The organism is Paenibacillus thermotolerans, from assembly GCF_028745515.1.
Classification (GTDB): domain Bacteria; phylum Bacillota; class Bacilli; order Paenibacillales; family YIM-B00363; genus Paenibacillus_AE; species Paenibacillus_AE thermotolerans.
The window spans coordinates 44,716-61,073 of sequence record NZ_JAQZSG010000023.1 but is presented as its reverse complement, the minus strand read 5'-3'; the positions used below and the strand labels follow the sequence as shown (position 1 = coordinate 61,073).

Genomic DNA, 16,358 nt, shown 5'->3' with positions numbered 1-16,358 from the left:
CACGTGATATATGTCCATTTCATTTGCGGTTCATTTGAATAACCATATAACTATAGTATTAATAAGGCGGTGGGTAACCTGTCACAAACCGTATGGAAACGCTCTGCGCCGTTCAAGCCGACATCCTCCAACATACGTACCTCTTCTGAAGTTCGCTCAGGATGGCAATCCGGAAATTGGTCAGGCTATGCGATTAAGAAAACGAAAAGAAATTCGTTTCATACGATTTCGGGATATTGGATTGTCCCGCGGGTAAAGGCCGGCAGAACAGTCGCCTATTCTTCGGCTTGGATCGGAATCGACGGATTCCGCAATCGTTCGTTAATTCAGACGGGAACCGAACAAGATTACGAAAGGGGAAAGCCCGTTTACTATGCTTGGTGGGAAATTTTGCCCGCCCCCGAAACGATCATCCGGTTTCCGGTCTCTCCGGGCAATCTTATGTATGCAAGAATCTCAAGGCTTCGTAAAAACAAATGGATGATTTTGCTTAGGAATAAAACGAAAGGATGGACATTCAAAAGGGTTACAACGTACAAAGGGCCGGCGGCATCCGCGGAATGGATTGTGGAGGCTCCTTCGATCAATGGCAAAACAACGCGATTGGCGAACTACGGGAAAATGCGATTCAGCAAATGCCGATTAAATCGCAAAAACGCGTTGCTAAAAACGGAACATCGGGGGGTAATGATTCAGAACAATAGAGTCGTCTCAACCCCTTCCCTTCCGAACAAAAGCAAAAACGGCTTCACCGTCGCCTACGGTTCGGCCGCCTCATCGACTGCGAAATACGTTCGCAGAAAACATTTGCCCAGACATAAATAATCATCGTTGAAAGGTGGCCCCGGATCCGGTTACCCCTCGTAGGCTTGCTCTAACGATTTGATATCTATTTTAGCCTTCGTTCGGAGCAATGCCTGCATAACCCTTTCCGATTTATCCGGGTCGGGGTCGCAGATCATATCCGTTAACCGGCTCGGGACAACTTGCCATGACACGCCGAACCGATCCTTCAGCCAGCCGCATACCTGCACCTTTTCGTCTCCGCCCTCGGCGAGCTTATCCCAGTAATAGTCCAATTCCTCTTGATTTTCGCAATGGACAATAAAAGAAATGGCTTCCGTAAACTGAAATTGCGGTCCTCCGTTGAGTGCGACAAATTGCTGATCCTCGAGTTGAAATTCTACGGTCATTACCGTTCCTTCGGGTACTCCGCCGTAATTCTCTTTACCATACCGGGTAATTCTGCCGATGGGAATTTCTTTTCGATTGCTCTGATGTAAACCCCAACTTCTCCCGCTCCGTCCTCGTCAAGCCCTTGACCACCATTGCATACGAATGATCGATCATCCACTTCAGCTCTTCATCGGGAACGGAGCCGTCCACGATGACGGTGTTCCAATGCCTCTTGTTCAAATGGTACCCCGGTAATACCGTGGCGTACTGCCTGCGCAGCAGGTCGGCCATGTCCGGCTCGCATTTGAGCGAAATATGTACGCCATCCGCCTCTGTCGATAGCAACGCGAACATTTTGCCCCCGACTTTGATCACCAGCGGTCTCGGCCCGAACGGGTAGTCTTCTTGCGCGCCTTTACGGGACAAGCAGTATTGCGCCAATTCATCCATGGTTCTTATGTTAAACAACCTCACCTTCAAAAAACCTATTGGTTGAAACCATCATACCCGAACTATTGCTTCAAAAGAAAAAAAAGAGAACGCCACCCGCCCCTGGGCCGCGTCCTCTCACAACTACTTTCCCTGCTGCTGTTGCCGCAGCTTGATTGCGATTGCATACTCGTTGGCCAGAAACTCATGGCCGTCTCTGCTCGGATGAATCCCGTCCCGCGAAAGATACTTGGCAAAGTTCTCTTCGTTCCACTTCCCGGCTAGATCGACGAACGTGCAATTCGGAACGCTGGCGCAGGCATTTTTAATATCCTCATTAAATGGAGCCAACGTTTCGTCAGACATCCCCCTCACTGCTATGATGCCGCTGGCAAACACTTGCGTCTCAGGCAAAGCATCGTTGATCTTCTTGAGAAACTCCGCATACTCCGCCTGATACTGTTCATGGGACGAATCCCCCGAATTGATGCTCCCCACCGCATTCACGCCGTAGACTGACAATACATAATCCGGCTGAAACGCGATGACGTCGGACTCCACCCTGCTGAGACCGCTCCTGGCCCCGCCCGCGTTAATATCCGTTCGGCCGATGCCGACATTGATGCTCTCCGCATCGAGGATGTCGCCCATCAAAGACGCGAAAGACGAAAACCCTTTATCGTCCAGGCAGCACCCTTCCGCGTAGCTATGGCCGATGACGACGAGCCTCTTCTTATCATATTTGGGCTTCCTCACGCCGGCGCCATCCTCAATGTACAGCCCGCCGATCTCCTGATTTAAAGCGGAAAAGGCAAACCCGATTTCATGCCAACCCGTTAGGTTCCGGTAAATCGGCAGCTCGTGCCACTGGTCATCCTTCGGAACGACATGGGTGACGACCGGCTTCCCGTCTACGAAAACCTTGATTTCCCCTCCGGTCCCCCGCTGCTTTAACGTCGCAACAGGGCTGTCCGTCTCGATTTTCGCCTTTGCCCCCGTATGTTTGCCCGCCATCACTATGCCTAAACCTTCGCGCTCCACCGACTCCCATACTCCGTTCGTATAAAGCCATGCGGCGTCGGTCGGAGCTATAAATTGCTGCTCCTTAGCCATAAATCCCGACAGTCCGTAAGCTAACATGAATAATACACATACATTTCCTAAAATGATTCCACCGATCTTCCACGCTTTTCGCACCGATGCCGCCCCCTTCTTCTGCAGTCGCTCTCATCCATTCATGCTATCACGGCCGCATCGTTCGATGCCTGTCATTTTGTGCTCCCAATGAACAGGTTTCTTGTATAATGGAAAAAAGCAGGCGCGGAGGTGAAACCGATGGATGGGCTGCAGCGGATGAACGAAGCATTGGAATACATGGAAAACCATATGGATCAGCCGTTACCGATTGAAGAAATTGCGAAGGCCGCCTATTTGTCTCCGTTTCATTTTCAACGGATGTTTCATATGCTGACAGGCATGACGGTTGCCGAATATATGCGGAAACGCAAGCTGACTTTAGCGGCTAACGAGCTGGCGACTTCCTCCGTGAAAGTCGTCGATGTCGCGCTGAAATACGGCTACGATTCCCCGGAAGCTTTCGCGAAAGCGTTTCGGAAGCTGCACGGCATTTCCCCCTCGGAAGCAAGGCAGTCCGGGGTACATATGAAGGCGTTCCCCCGCATCTCCTTCCAAGTTTCGCTAAAGGGCGACAAAGAGTTTCTATATCGCATCGAGGATAAAGAGGCATTCACAGTTGCAGGAAAGTCCGTTCAATTAAACTACGAAAACCCGAAGCGCTCGCGTTCATGGTTCTGGGGCGAATGCAGCCGGGACGGGACGCTTGCCAAGCTAACTGCCATGCGTTCTACATTGCTTGGTATTACGATGGACATTAAGGACGACTTCGCCTATATGATCGCATGTAAAGCGGACGGATCCGCCCCCGTCGACGGTCTCTCCCTGCAGGAAATTCCCGCGTCCACCTGGGCGATCTTCACCTCGGTCGGGCCGCTTCCGCAAGCCATTCAAAGCGTGTTTCACCGGGTTTATCAGGAGTTCTTTCCGGCTACCGGCTACGAGCATTCCGGAGCTCCCGAGCTTGAGGTGTATCTTCCGGGCGATTCTAAGACTGAAGATTATCGCTGCGAGGTATGGATTCCGGTCGTGAAGAAGTAGATCCGCCCTTATATAACGGATCTGGATGCACTTATTTCCTGAAACCCCCATCAGAGTATATCTTATAACGGATCCGGAGGCACTTAACCGATCGGTCAACCTGTCTTTTTCGGCATTCCGGCAGGAATAAATACCTTCGCATCCGTTATTGCAACAAAGAACTGTTTACCCCCGCGATATAAATACCTTTCGATCCGCTATACAAAAAAAGCCTAAGAGCAAAGATCAACGATCAATAGCTCTTAGGCTTTTCTTCCACTACTCCACCTTCAGCATAAGCAGCTCTGCAAGCTCCTCACGGGTGATGCCTCCGAGGTACCGGCTTACGTCGACGCTCTCCAGTGCCTCCATAATCGAGGCCGCATCATACCGAACTCCGGTCAGCACCATCTCCACATCTCCGATTTCGCCGACACCGAAGAAGTCGCCGTAAATTTTGCAGCCGGCAATCCGCCCTTCCTCCACGAACAGACGCACGTCGACGATGCCGGAGGGAAACTTATGGGAATGCTGCACGTTGAATTTCGGGGACCGCCCGTAATTCCAATCCCAGCTCCGGTACCGTTCGTCGGCAAGCTTGCGGACGGCGTCCCAATCGGCCGATGTCATCGGACAGGTCGGGACATCCTGCGGCTCTCGCCCGAAAATTTCCCGCAGCAGCGCATCCCTGAATTGCCCGATCGTCATCGGCTCGGCTAAAAATTCGCTAATATTGGCGACGCGGGAGCGCACCGATTTCGTGCTCTTCGATTCGAATTTCACGGCCTTCACGCGCAGCGCGGAGGCGACCCGTTCCATCTCCGAATCAAAGAGCAGCGTGCCGTGGCTATACATGCGGCCCTTCGTGGCGAACTGCGCGTTGCCGGAAATTTTCCGCTCCCCAACCTGAATATCGTTGCGGCCGGTCAGCTCCGCCTCGACTCCGAGCTTGCGCAGAGCGTCGATCACCGGCTTCGTGAACTTGGCGAAATTGCGGAACGACTCGCCGTTATCCAGCGAGATGAAGCTGAAATTCAGGTTGCCTAAATCATGGTACACCGCGCCGCCGCCGGAAAGCCTCCGCACGACATGAATGCCGTGCTCCTCTACATATTCCTGATTGATCTCTTCGATCGTGTTCTGATTTTTGCCGATAATGATCGAAGGCTCGTTAATATAAAAGAGCAGAATGCCGCCGTCCGTCAAAGGCAGATTGCGCAAAGCATACTCTTCGAGGGCAAGATTCATCGCGGGATCGGTAATCCCATCGTTCGATAAAAACAACATAATACGGCTGCACCGCTTTCCTTAGGATTTCTTTATGACGTTATTGTAAACCATTTTGGACAGTTAATATAAGCAAGCACTCCTGCCCACAGACTCTACTCATGGCGGATGTTGCTTCGAGCGCTCCATGCCACTACATGCTCCAAAGTGATATAATAGTCAAAAAGATACTATAGAGGATAGGAGGGTTATTGATGGAGAAGCAGCCGGAGCCATGCAGTGTGGATGACGCTCTGGGCATATTAGCGGGAAAATGGAAACCGATTATTTTGTTCCACCTATTGCAGGGGGGCACCCAGCGGTTTAGCAAGCTGAAACAAAAGATGCCCGGCATTACGCAAAAGATGCTCACAAACCAACTGAGAGAATTAGAGGAAGAAGACATCGTATCGCGTAAAGTGTACCCGCAAGTACCTCCGAAAGTCGAATATTCCATTACCGAATACGGAAAAACGTTAGAGCCCATCTTAGAAGCTATGCACGTATGGGGAACAAAGCACAGGCAGCACAAAATGGAAAAAGCAAAATCGAAAATCATCGGATAAACGATACAGAAAAGCAGACCATTTCATAAAGAAACCGGTCTGCTTTTTCGTGGAAAGCTGTTATTGTTTAACGACCGAATCTGCCAAACGCCGCGCCGAAGCCTTCACTCGCTCCAACCCTTCAGCGATGATTTCTTGCGCTTTGGCCGGGTTTGCGTTATGGCCTTCGATCACCACTTCGTCGACGATTTGCATGCCGAATACGCCGCCGAATACGTTGCGCATGTAAGTAACGGCCATTTCCATCGGAGCGGCTTCCGGAGACGAATAGATTCCTCCGCGAGCGGAGAGGAAAATCGCCTTTTTGTCCGTCATTAATTGAACCGCTTTTCCTTCGGGGGTATATTTGAAGGCGAACCCTGCAGCGTAAACATAATCGATGAACGTCTGCAATTTCGCCGGGATTGTCAAATTCCATAACGGGAACGCGAACACGACCACGTCCGCTGCCGATAAGGCATCCATCGCTTTCTGCTTTGCGGCCAGGAGACGCGCCTCATGATCCGATAATTCGACGCCGTTTCTTACTTTGCCGAATGCGGCCAAATATTCCTGTCCGAAGTAAGGCGTATCTTCTTCAAATACGTCGTAGACGGTTACGTTCATCCCTTTATTCTCCAGTTCGGCCATAAAGGCTTCGTACATTCGGCTGGATACCGCTTCCGCCGCAGGGCGGTTGTTTGCTTTGACCACAAGTATATTCATGCTGTATAAACTCCCTCTTCCCTTGTTGTGTATTCTTAGTCGCATTAACTATTTTAAACCGATTCATCCTATAATTTAAGTACGCACTTTGAAGTGACATAGTATCTTCGAGGATACTAACGGCCGGCTCCGATAAATAAAAAACGGAGCCGGCAACCGCGGTTGCAAACTCCGTTACGCTTATTACACGGGATATACGAGCGGATTAATCGGACTGGCCGCCAAATCGCCCGGCTTGCAGCCCGGGAACCAGGTGGCCAAGTCGCTCTTGCGCGCGTTGCTGTCCGGTTCGATGATGGTAACGCCGTCCGGTATATAGATTACCGTCATAATTTCTCTCATCGTATCGGTCGGATTGCCCGGCGCGCTGTGCAGCGTCCAACCCGAGTGGAACGTTGCATCTCCCGCGTTCATCGCTCCGTAAGTGACTCTTTCGAAGCCTTTTCCTTCAATGTATTGCTTCAAGGTGCGATGCGATTCGTCGGAGATGACCATTTTGCTAATGTAACCTTCCTTATGGGAGGCGGATGCGAATTCCATCGAGCCCATCTCTTCCGAGATCGGTACGAGCGGCATCCACATCGTGACGGTTTGGCAATCGAGCGGCCAATAAATTTGGTCCTGGTGCCACGGGGTATGGCCGCCGCCCGGCTCCTTAAATAAGGCCTGGTCGTGATAAATTCGGACTCCTTCGACTCCCATCAGCTCAGCCGCGATTTTGGCGAATCTTCTTGCTAATACGAACCTTCGGATTGCTTCGCTCATTGGCCACAGATTGCAGATTTGAATGAACGCTTTCCCGTACGTATCTCTTTCTTCCAAAGGCTTATCATGATAATTTAACTCTTTCACCTTATCGCTGATGATCCGCCCGTAAACATCGATCTCCTCCGGAGCGGCTACACCTTTCAAATAGATGTGCCCTTTTTCCTGATAGCTTTGAATCTGCTCCTTCGTCAACTCGTAATCGCTTTCAAGGGGAGGCAAGTTCGTTTCGATCTCATTTGTCATGCTTCGCATTCTCCTCTCGGTCCACTTCATTCTATTGTTTAATCTTATCGGCGAATGTTTCATTCGATATCATGCCATGTTGAAAATTTTACAGCTTGGTCCCTGTAAATTCTTTGTCAAACTTGCCTGCATTTTTGTCAAAATGTATTGTCCGCGTCGAAAAACTTATGATATGTTAACACCACTAGGAACCATTAGAACCGTAAAGATCGGACGGAAAAACGAATGCATGATTTGCTGGAATTGATGAACAAGCATCCGGTAGTGCCCTTTATCCGCGAAAGCGATTTTGCCGCCGTGAGAAAGCCTTGGCGGGTGCCGGAAAGACGGCTTCTCGATTATTTGCTGATTTACATTAAAGAAGGGGAATGCCGATTTACGATCGACGGTACGGAACACCTGTTCGCCGGAGGCGAGTTTTGCTTCATTCAGCCGGGCAGCGTTGCCGATTTGGAAGGACGCACCGATACCGTTACTCCGTTTGCGCACTTGGACATCTTTTATCATCCCGACCGGGAGCTGAGCTTTCCGACAAAGCCCGGCCAAGTCGATCTGACGGCTTATCTGCACTTGATGCAGCCGCGGTTGAACGATATATACGGCGTTGATCTTCCCGTACGGCTGCAGCCGCGAAGCCCGAGCTCGTTTGCGGATACGTTTCTGGACATGATTCGTCTGTGGCAGCACCGGAATCCGGTCATGCAGCTGAAGGCTCAGAAGCTCGCGACCGAGCTGATCATTGCCGTATTGGAGGATCACCATCCGACCAAAGCCCAGCGCACCGCCGCGCCGTCGCTCTCCTGGATCAACTCTTACCTTTCGTTTCATCTGGCCGAGCCGTTATCCGTGCAGGACATGGCAAACCGCGCCAACTTGTCCGTTTCCCGGTTTACCGCATTATTCAAGCAGCTGTACGGCGTTGCGCCGCATCAGTATTTGCTGGAGCTGCGCATTCGGCATGCCCAAGACTTGCTGGAGACGACCGATCTTCCGCAGGAAGTCATCGCGTCCTACTGCGGATTTGCGGACGTTCACCACTTCTCCAAAGCGTTTAAAAAAAGAACAGGCTCCGCACCGGGAGCCGTTCGAACGAAACGTTAATGCTATTTACTTGTTGCTTCCCGGACGATCGGAGCTACCTCGGCAGCCAGAAGCTCTATGCCTGCGGCAACCTTACCGAAGGGCAAGCCGCCGATGTCGATCTGCGCGAGGAAGCGCTTATGCCCGAAAAGCTCGTGCTGGCGGAGAATTTTCTCGGCGATCTGCTGCGGGCTGCCTACGAACAAAGCCGTATTCGGGCTTGCCATATGCTCGAAATCCGCACGCGACATGCGAAACGCCATCCCTCGCTGACGATTCACATAGGACCAATAATTCGAATAATAAGGGTAAAATTCATCCTTGGCTTGCTGTGTCGTCTTTGCAATGTACCCGTGCCCCGTTACGCCTACCTTGAGATCGTCCGGCGCATGCCCGGCCTTCATCCCCGCCTCACGGTACGCTTCGACCAACGGCATAAACCGCATCGGATCGCCGCCCAGCATGGCAATCGCCATGCCGACGCCCAATCGGCCGGCACGAGCCGCGCTCTCGACCGTTCCTCCGACGCCGATCCATATGGGCAGCCGCTTCTGTACGGGCCGAGGCGCAATCTCGGCATTTCTTAGAGCGGATCGAAACCGCCCCTCCCATGTAATTTTCTCGTTGTCATTCAACTTTAGAAATAATTCCATATGTTCCGAAAACAAAGCGTCGTAGTCGTCCAGCTCATAGCCGAATAACGGGAAAGATTCGATGAATGCTCCACGTCCGGCGATTATTTCCGCACGCCCGTCCGAAACCAAGTCCAAGGTAGCAAAGTCCTCGAACAAGCGGACGGGATCGACGGTGCTCAGTACGGTCGTCGTACTTGTCAATTTGATTCGTTCGGTGGCCTGGGCGATTGCCGCCAATACAACCGGAGGGGCCGACACCGCATAGTCCAGCCTATGGTGCTCCCCGACGCCGAAAACGTCAAGCCCCGCTTCTTCGGCGAGCTTCGCCGCTTCAATAATCTCCTTAATCCTTTGCCGGGCGCTTACGGTTATTCCGGTATGAGGATCCGGACCGATATCGGCAAGCGTATAGAGACCGATTTCTATTCCCGCGCTTGTAGACCGCTCTTCCTCCCGCATCGCACCCATTCCTCCAATCATCGGTCGTCCGCGTCACGCTGAGCCAGCAAACGAATGCGGTTTCCGGAAGGATCCGCCGTAACAAGAACGCCGTTGTCCTCCGTAACGGATGCACCGATACTTCTTAACTGAGCCGCAACCCGCTCCCTTGCCGCTTCGTCCGGCAAATGCAATGTGAAAGATTCGAGCCCGGCGCTGTTTTCAGGCGGCCTTGGCGCTCCAACGCCGTTCCACGTATTTAATCCGATATGGTGATGATATTTGCCGGTTGAGATGAACAACGCTTGACTCCCGTATCGATTCACCACTTCAAAGCCGAGTCCTTGAATATAAAACTGTTCCGTCTTTCCCAGCTCGGATACATGCAAATGAATATGCCCCATGACCGTTCCCGCCGGCAAGCCGTTCCAAGGCTCCGGCGTTACGCCGGAAAGAAGATCTCTGAAATTCAGCGGATCTACCGCCATGTCCACTTCGCCGTTGCTCCAATTCCATTCCGAAGGTTCGCGGTCCCTATAAATTTCAATGCCGTTTCCGTCAGGGTCGGATAAGTAAAGCGCTTCGCTGACCAAGTGATCCGAAGAGCCGACCGGTATGCCCATTTCTGAAAAATGAAGAACGATTTGCGCCAAATCGGAACGAGAAGGCAAGAGAAGGGCAAAGTGATACAATCCCGTCGTTCTTCCTTGCTTCGGTACTGCATGCTCCGGCTGTTCGACGGATAACAGCACCGTCTTTCCGTCCGCGGTCAAATTCGCTTTCGTTTCCGTTCGATCCAGCACCTTGAAACCGATCACCTTCCGGTAGAACGTCAAGGCGCGCTCCAAACTTTGAACCTTCAGGTTCACTTGCCCTACGAACGTATAAGGCTCACGGTGAAACTTCATGTTATGCGTCCCCCCCTTAACCGCGCTTCGAACGAAGCAGCACATTATCTAATGCCCAGCGTGATCTATTGTTAAGCGCAAGGAATACCGAGATAGCCAATAACGCCAAATCAAGCTCATAGCCCGCCATTTGCCCGTTTCCAAGAAAACCTACAGCAAGTAGTTTAACCTTAACGATGGCAACGGCCATGATCAGCGCAAACAGCACGGCTACGATCCTTGTCCCGATTCCGAGCAGCATGGCGATGCCGCCGATGAGCTCAATCAACGCTATAATATAAGCCGCGAAGCCCGGGAAGCCTAAGCTTTCAAAAAAACCGGCCGTATTCTCGATGCCTCCTTGAAATTTTGCAACCCCATGGATCAAGAACGTAATACCTAATACCACCCTCAATACAGCCGCACCAAATTCGTTTTTTCTTACCATTTGCCAAACTCCCCTTTATTATGATTTTGATTCTACAACCAATCCTAACTTTATCAGTTAGTTACTTATAGTAAGTTATTATATTTATAATACTGAATTTGGTCAAGCCTTTTGAAGTGAACAGCCTAAGCTCAATGGCGTATACTCAGTGAAAAAGACGATCCATTCCCTCAAAAATTCGGGTACTGGATCGTCTTTTTGTCATGCTGCTGTTTGCCGCTTTTAAAACTGCAAGTTCTTCAGCGGCCTCATTTGTAACGAGGCTTTTCTTTGTCAACGATACTGACTAATTTGTCAGCGGGTGCTGACAATATTGTCAATATCGCTGACTTCGACCGCAGCTTGTCAATCAAACTGACAAATTTGTCAATGTACGTTGACTAATTCGTCAATATGACTGACAAAGAGTCAGTCCGGGCAGGCGGCGGTCTTTCTGTTGTTCCTCGGTTAGACCGGCTCTTCCTTCATCACCTGCTATGCGGATACGTCCCTTCTCGTAAAAACAAGCCAAGAAACCAGATTAAAGAGGATGAAGTGAACGGCGAGCACGGCGATGGAAAAAGGAAGCGTCATTCCTTCATACCGCGGTACCCCTTTCATCATTCCTGTTAAATCGGTATTTGCAAATAAGAAGTACTTACCCCAGCTGAAATTCGCCAAAAGCATATCGGCGGTCATTTGCCCCGCAAACACGATAAAGATCGAGAAGGCGATCGCCATGGAGCTGCTTCTGGAAACGGTCGAAATCATGAACGCGATCGTAACGACCATGATAAGCTCAATAGCCTGCAGAGCATAGGTGGATACCGCATGCTGAATCGCGCTTCCTTCCTGTACGGAGCCGTCGCCGCCGAAGAAGAGATAAGGGGTCCCCATACTATCGAACCCGATCAACAGTCCGCTCGCCGCGAATGCGGAACCGAACAGTACGGCCATTAAAAATAAGGCAAACAACAACATTGCGGCATACTTCGACAGCAATATGCCGCCTCTGCTCACGGGCCGTATTAACAGCAGCTTAATCGTTCCCCATGTATATTCCCCAGCCACCATGTCGGCCGCAATGATGACGACAAAGATGGTGATGATCTGCAGCATGCCGGAAATATTCATAACCGATTGCCACATCGAGTTCGGGTTGATATCGTGCTCCAGTGCGTATGTTTTCAATGCAATCGAACGTTCCGACTCTTCTTTCTGCAATTGCGGAACATCGGGCGAAGCAAGCTGTTTCTCCAGGGAGCCGATCTCCTGCCGCAAAGACTCCTTCCAGTCTCCCCGGAGCGACGTTTCCATCTTCAACACCGCCGTAATCCCGACGGTCGCCGCAATTAAAATCGCGACAATGACCCAAGTTCTGAGACGGAAAAATATTTTCATATTTTCGTTAGCAATGAGGTTAAGCACCTTTCTCGCCTCCCGTCATCTCAAGAAATGCATCCTCCAGCGTCTTGGACACATATTTAATTTCATAAACGAACAGTCCCGCTCCGACTAAAGCGGAATTAATGAAAGGAACCTGGCTTCGTTCCGCAGCCGCGGTAAAGCCGTCCGACGTCAAAGCAAAGTGTAACCCCGGCAATTTATCCCGTAACACCTCAATAGCCCGCGAAGGCTGATCCACCGCAAAAGCGACGGTATTCGCAACCGCCGCATTCGGCAGAAACTCTTTCAATTTCTTGACCTCCATAAGCTTTCCGCCCAGAATGATGGCGACGCTGTCGCACATCAGCTCCATCTCGGAGAGAAGGTGGGAAGAGACGAGGACCGAGATTCCCTCCTCTCTGGCAAGCCTTCGCAAATAGTCCCGAAGCTCCCGGATGCCCGCAGGGTCCAAGCCGTTCGTCGGTTCGTCCAATATAAGCAGCGAAGGCTTATGTAACAGCGCTTGGGCAACACCCAAGCGCTGACGCATACCGAGGGAATACGTCTTTACCTTATCGTGAATCCGAGCCTCGAGCCCGACCAGCCGAATGACTTCCCGGATTCGTTCCTTCGTGACCCCCGGATGCATACGGGCGAAGTGAACCAAATTCCGATAGCCGCTCAAAAACTTGTAAAGCTCAGGGAACTCGACGATCGCGCCGACATGACCCATGGCTTTCACGAAATCTTGGGTCACGCTCTTCCCCTCGATGAAGACGTCCCCTTCCGTCATCTTCATGAGTCCGACGATCATTCGGATGGTCGTCGTCTTCCCCGCGCCGTTCGGGCCGAGAAAGCCGAACACCTCTCCTCTCGGCACTTCGAACGACAAGTTATCCACAATGGTTTTGTTTCCGATTTTTTTCGTTACATTTTTTATTTCCAACACGTTTGCGTGCGCCACACATGTTCCCCCTTACTCATAACGGAGCGCCTCGGTTAACGGCGTTTTTGACGCCTTAGAAGCCGGCGAGAGGCTGGAAATCCAGCTGACGACAATCCCAAACAGCCCGCATGCCAGCAAAATGGCCCACGATACTTCGAATTTGAACGTCAACGAGTTAATTTGGATGAATGTCGTAGTAATATAGATGAGCACCACGCCGACAATGCATCCGATAACGGCGGCGGCCAAGCCAAGCCCAAGCCCTTCCAGCCGGATCATCTTGACGACCTGCTTACGGGTCACGCCCACCGCCCGCATCATGCCGAGCTCGCGAATGCGCTCCATAATGTTGATCAGCAGCGTATTCGTAATGCCGATGCCGGAAACGATAATCGACAAAATAATGAGGAAGTTGATGATGCTATAAGCGCCTGTGTATTGCCAGCTAACGACGCTTACCCAATCTTCGGGGCCCCACATCTCTTCCAATCTTTCGCCGAATTGGCCGAATACGTTCTCTCTTAATTGCAGCGGGCTCGTATTCGGGTCTTTAATGATCAGCGCATTCCGTTCGTATTTCAAACCGAAATGCTCTCTAAAATAATCCTTGCTCATAAATGCGCCGTACCCGTTGTTTTTCATCGTATCGACGACGGCAACTACTTTAAAAGGACGGTAGCCGTCCAGCGTCTGAAGGGAAATGCTTTCTCCGATCTGTCCGCCCCAAACGTCGAACGATATTTTGTCCAACGCGATTTCATCGTTCTTGAGGCTCTTGATCAGCTCGCTGTCCGACATTCCGGAAACCGTGAATAGCGGGAACCGGTCGATCCAGCGCTCCTCCACGCCGAAAATCGGCAATCTCCGTTTCTGTTCGTTCAAGTCCCAAATCGCTGAATTCAGCGCATACGTCTCCGCTTCGGCCACGCCGGCAGTGCTTCTTAACCGCTCCAAATCGCCGTCTTCGACATGGTGGAACATAATGTCCAGATTCCCGCCGTAGGTGGAGTATATGACTCTTTCATACGACTGAATCATCGCCCAGTTCAAGGAGCTCATTAATATAATCATGGAAACGCCCAAGCTAAGAATTAAGGACGTCATCGACGTACGCGTCAAATTTCGTTCCAAGCTGCGCGCCGCCACCTCGCCGGAAAATCCGAAGAGCCGTTTGTACACCGGTTTTAGCGGGACGCCGAACGCTTTGAAAAGATAAGGATACAGAAGCGTTACACCGGCCATTAAAGGCACGATGAGAAGCAAATGCTTAATGAAGAACGAGGAACCGATCAGCAATATGCCTACGATTACGAGCCACTTTTTATCCAACCGCTTAGCGGCGTTATTTTCTTGAAGCGCTTGGATTACGCTCACTTTGCCGGCTTGGCGGATCGGGTACAGCGCGGCGACGATCGGGACAAGCAGACCTGCAAGCACGGATACGACGAGCCCTTTCCAAAGCTCCATCACAACTTGATCGTAAATACCGAACATCGCAAAGACGATCGATTTCAACACGATGGCAAATCCGTATCCGATCACTAAACCGAGGGCGGTGCCGATCAGCGAAAATAACACGACCTCGAACAGCACCAATTGCCGAAGCTGCTCGGGCGTAAAGCCGATCGTCTTGAGCGCCGCAAACTCCTTTTTCCGTTCGTTTACGCTCACAAAGAGGGAATTAAAAATAACGAACGCGCTTAGGGCAATACCGAGAAACCCCGCAAGATAAAGGGCAAGGAAAAATGTATCCTGCTGGTCGAGCGAATAATCGAGCGTAATCGGCTGCATGTAAATGTCGTTGTGACGCTTGGTCAACGCGTCTACTTGCTGCTCCAGGCTCTCCAGGTCCGTCCCCTTGAGCGCCTTGATTTGTACGGCCTGCACTTTGCCTTCGAGCCCGAACCACTCCTGCACCTTGTCTAACGGTACGGCCGCCGCCCAGTGGTGATATTTGGCCATTCCCCAGTTCGGAGGCCCCATAAGCTCTATCGTATATTTCACAATAGCCGAAACCTCAATCGTCTTGATCCCTTCATCGGTTTCAATCGAGATCGGTTGACCTATATCGAGCTTCAAAGCGTTCGCCGCCTGCTCCGTAATGACGGCGCCGCCCGACGTCAGATCGCCTTTGACCACTTTGAATTTGGTATTATCCGTGGTCAGATCGCTATAACCCGTCAGAACGATCCGCTTTTGAATCGCGTCAATATTTTCATCCTCGATATACAGCTTCGTATTCTGCTTTAAGGCCGCCGTGAAAACTGCGCCTTCAATATTCCGGGCCTCCTCATACACATCTTCGGAGAAATAAGAATCGGTGCCGTACACGACGAGGTCCGACTTGGCGAACGCTTCCTTCAAATAAATCGGGAATGCCTTCTCCGTAGAATCGACCGCGGTAATAACGGCAAAGGTGGAGGCAACTCCAATGATAATCGCCAGTAACGTAAGAAAAGTTCGGCGCTTCCTGCGCATCAAATTGCGCCATGCGATTTGCCAAATCAATGGACCTCCACCTCTTTCCGCGTATCGTTCACGATCGCTCCGTCCTGAATCGTAATGATCCGATCGGCCGTCTTCGCCGCGTCCGGATCATGCGTCACCATCACGATCGTAATATTTTCTTCTTTATTCAATCGGGAAAGCAGCTGCAAAATATCTTTGCCGTTCGTCCGGTCCAGGTTGCCTGTCGGTTCGTCGGCGAAGATCAGCCGGGGCTTCATCGCCAGCGCCCTCGCGATGGCCACGCGCTGCTGCTGCCCGCCGCTCAACTGAGTCGGGAAGCTCGATTGTTTCCCCGCCAAATTCACGTCTTGAAGCAATTGGCTCACTCTGGCGTTCATTTCCGCCTTGGAAGCTTTGTTGGCGGCAAGAGAGAGCGCGATATTTTCAGCTACGGTCATCATCGGCAGCAGCTGATAGTTCTGAAACACGAAACCTACTCTCGTACGGCGAAATAACGTCCTTTCCTTCTCGCTCAAGCGGTTGAGCTGAATGCCGTCCACGGTGATGCCTCCGGAGGTGGGAAGATCCAATCCGCCGATCAGCTGCAGGAGCGTGCTTTTCCCCGATCCGCTCGGGCCCATGATGGCGGTGAATTCCCCTTCCCGAATGTGAAGATCGATATCCTTCAGCGCCGTGAAAGCGCCGGATTCCAAAGCGTACACCTTGGAAACTTTTTCTAGCTTAATCATTTGTTTTCGTCCTCCATATTGTTTGGTATGAAATTGATGATAAATCAAGATCACT

Annotated in this window: 17 protein-coding genes; 4 read left to right on the top strand and 13 right to left on the bottom strand. The window is 51.3% G+C overall.

Annotated elements, in window-relative coordinates; genetic code table 11:
• Window positions 1–69: 69 nt before the first annotated feature.
• Window positions 70–825 carry a G1 family glutamic endopeptidase gene (locus PT964_RS17970; RefSeq protein WP_274364743.1) on the top strand — a complete coding sequence of 252 codons (756 nt, stop codon included), beginning with the start codon at window positions 70–72 and terminating at the stop codon, window positions 823–825.
• 29 nt (window positions 826–854) lie between these two features.
• On the opposite strand, the gene PT964_RS17965 is transcribed toward PT964_RS17970, so the two are convergent.
• The 3 genes from PT964_RS17965 to PT964_RS17955 all read right to left on the bottom strand — a co-directional run bounded on the left by PT964_RS17965 (window position 855) and on the right by PT964_RS17955 (window position 2,802).
• Window positions 855–1,244 (bottom strand): VOC family protein, encoded by a 390-nt coding sequence (locus PT964_RS17965; protein ID WP_337995048.1) that lies wholly within the window; start codon window positions 1,242–1,244, stop codon window positions 855–857.
• On the bottom strand, window positions 1,228–1,626 hold the full coding sequence (locus PT964_RS17960) for an MmcQ/YjbR family DNA-binding protein (protein WP_274364779.1): 399 nt from the start codon (window positions 1,624–1,626) through the stop codon (window positions 1,228–1,230). The genes PT964_RS17965 and PT964_RS17960 overlap by 17 nt, the downstream gene beginning before the upstream one ends.
• A gap of 123 nt (window positions 1,627–1,749) precedes the next feature.
• Complete coding sequence (locus tag PT964_RS17955; protein ID WP_274364742.1) at window positions 1,750–2,802, bottom strand: SGNH/GDSL hydrolase family protein; 1,053 nt, start codon at window positions 2,800–2,802, stop codon at window positions 1,750–1,752.
• 138 nt (window positions 2,803–2,940) lie between these two features.
• Between PT964_RS17955 and PT964_RS17950 the strand changes: the two genes are divergently transcribed.
• Complete coding sequence (locus PT964_RS17950; protein ID WP_274364778.1) at window positions 2,941–3,780, top strand: AraC family transcriptional regulator; 840 nt, start codon at window positions 2,941–2,943, stop codon at window positions 3,778–3,780.
• Between the two features lie 258 nt (window positions 3,781–4,038).
• Here PT964_RS17950 and lplA read toward each other — a convergent pair whose 3' ends face one another.
• Entirely contained in the window at window positions 4,039–5,046 is a 1,008-nt protein-coding gene (gene lplA, locus PT964_RS17945; protein ID WP_274364741.1) for a lipoate--protein ligase, read from the bottom strand.
• A 194-nt stretch (window positions 5,047–5,240) separates the two neighbouring features.
• On the opposite strand from lplA, the gene PT964_RS17940 reads away from it, so the two are divergent.
• Window positions 5,241–5,591: a winged helix-turn-helix transcriptional regulator gene (locus tag PT964_RS17940; RefSeq protein ID WP_274364740.1), complete on the top strand. Its 351-nt coding sequence runs from the start codon at window positions 5,241–5,243 to the stop codon at window positions 5,589–5,591.
• A 60-nt stretch (window positions 5,592–5,651) separates the two neighbouring features.
• On the opposite strand, the gene PT964_RS17935 is transcribed toward PT964_RS17940, so the two are convergent.
• Entirely contained in the window at window positions 5,652–6,296 is a 645-nt protein-coding gene (locus tag PT964_RS17935) for an FMN-dependent NADH-azoreductase (protein ID WP_274364739.1), read from the bottom strand.
• Window positions 6,297–6,479: 183 nt separating this feature from the next.
• Entirely contained in the window at window positions 6,480–7,307 is an 828-nt protein-coding gene (locus PT964_RS17930; protein ID WP_274364738.1) for a phytanoyl-CoA dioxygenase family protein, read from the bottom strand.
• Window positions 7,308–7,532: 225 nt separating this feature from the next.
• Here PT964_RS17930 and PT964_RS17925 point away from each other — a divergent pair, with 225 nt between their 5' ends.
• Window positions 7,533–8,408 carry an AraC family transcriptional regulator gene (locus PT964_RS17925; protein ID WP_274364737.1) on the top strand — a complete coding sequence of 292 codons (876 nt, stop codon included), beginning with the start codon at window positions 7,533–7,535 and terminating at the stop codon, window positions 8,406–8,408.
• Between the two features lie 2 nt (window positions 8,409–8,410).
• Here PT964_RS17925 and PT964_RS17920 read toward each other — a convergent pair whose 3' ends face one another.
• The 7 genes from PT964_RS17920 to PT964_RS17890 form a co-directional block, all read right to left on the bottom strand.
• A complete protein-coding gene (locus tag PT964_RS17920) occupies window positions 8,411–9,481 on the bottom strand; it encodes an LLM class flavin-dependent oxidoreductase (RefSeq protein WP_274364736.1) in 1,071 nt (356 codons plus the stop codon).
• Window positions 9,482–9,498: 17 nt separating this feature from the next.
• Window positions 9,499–10,368, bottom strand: coding sequence for a VOC family protein (locus PT964_RS17915; RefSeq protein ID WP_274364735.1), 870 nt, complete (start codon window positions 10,366–10,368; stop codon window positions 9,499–9,501).
• Window positions 10,369–10,384: 16 nt separating this feature from the next.
• Window positions 10,385–10,795: a DoxX family protein gene (locus tag PT964_RS17910; RefSeq protein ID WP_274364734.1), complete on the bottom strand. Its 411-nt coding sequence runs from the start codon at window positions 10,793–10,795 to the stop codon at window positions 10,385–10,387.
• 474 nt (window positions 10,796–11,269) lie between these two features.
• Window positions 11,270–12,202 carry an ABC transporter permease gene (locus PT964_RS17905; RefSeq protein ID WP_274364733.1) on the bottom strand — a complete coding sequence of 311 codons (933 nt, stop codon included), beginning with the start codon at window positions 12,200–12,202 and terminating at the stop codon, window positions 11,270–11,272.
• A complete protein-coding gene (locus tag PT964_RS17900; RefSeq protein WP_274364732.1) occupies window positions 12,195–13,124 on the bottom strand; it encodes an ABC transporter ATP-binding protein in 930 nt (309 codons plus the stop codon). Before PT964_RS17900 ends, PT964_RS17905 begins: the two co-directional genes overlap by 8 nt.
• A gap of 12 nt (window positions 13,125–13,136) precedes the next feature.
• Window positions 13,137–15,614: an FtsX-like permease family protein gene (locus PT964_RS17895; protein WP_274364731.1), complete on the bottom strand. Its 2,478-nt coding sequence runs from the start codon at window positions 15,612–15,614 to the stop codon at window positions 13,137–13,139.
• Complete coding sequence (locus tag PT964_RS17890) at window positions 15,611–16,303, bottom strand: ABC transporter ATP-binding protein (RefSeq protein WP_274364730.1); 693 nt, start codon at window positions 16,301–16,303, stop codon at window positions 15,611–15,613. The genes PT964_RS17895 and PT964_RS17890 overlap by 4 nt, the downstream gene beginning before the upstream one ends.
• Window positions 16,304–16,358: the final 55 nt, after the last annotated feature.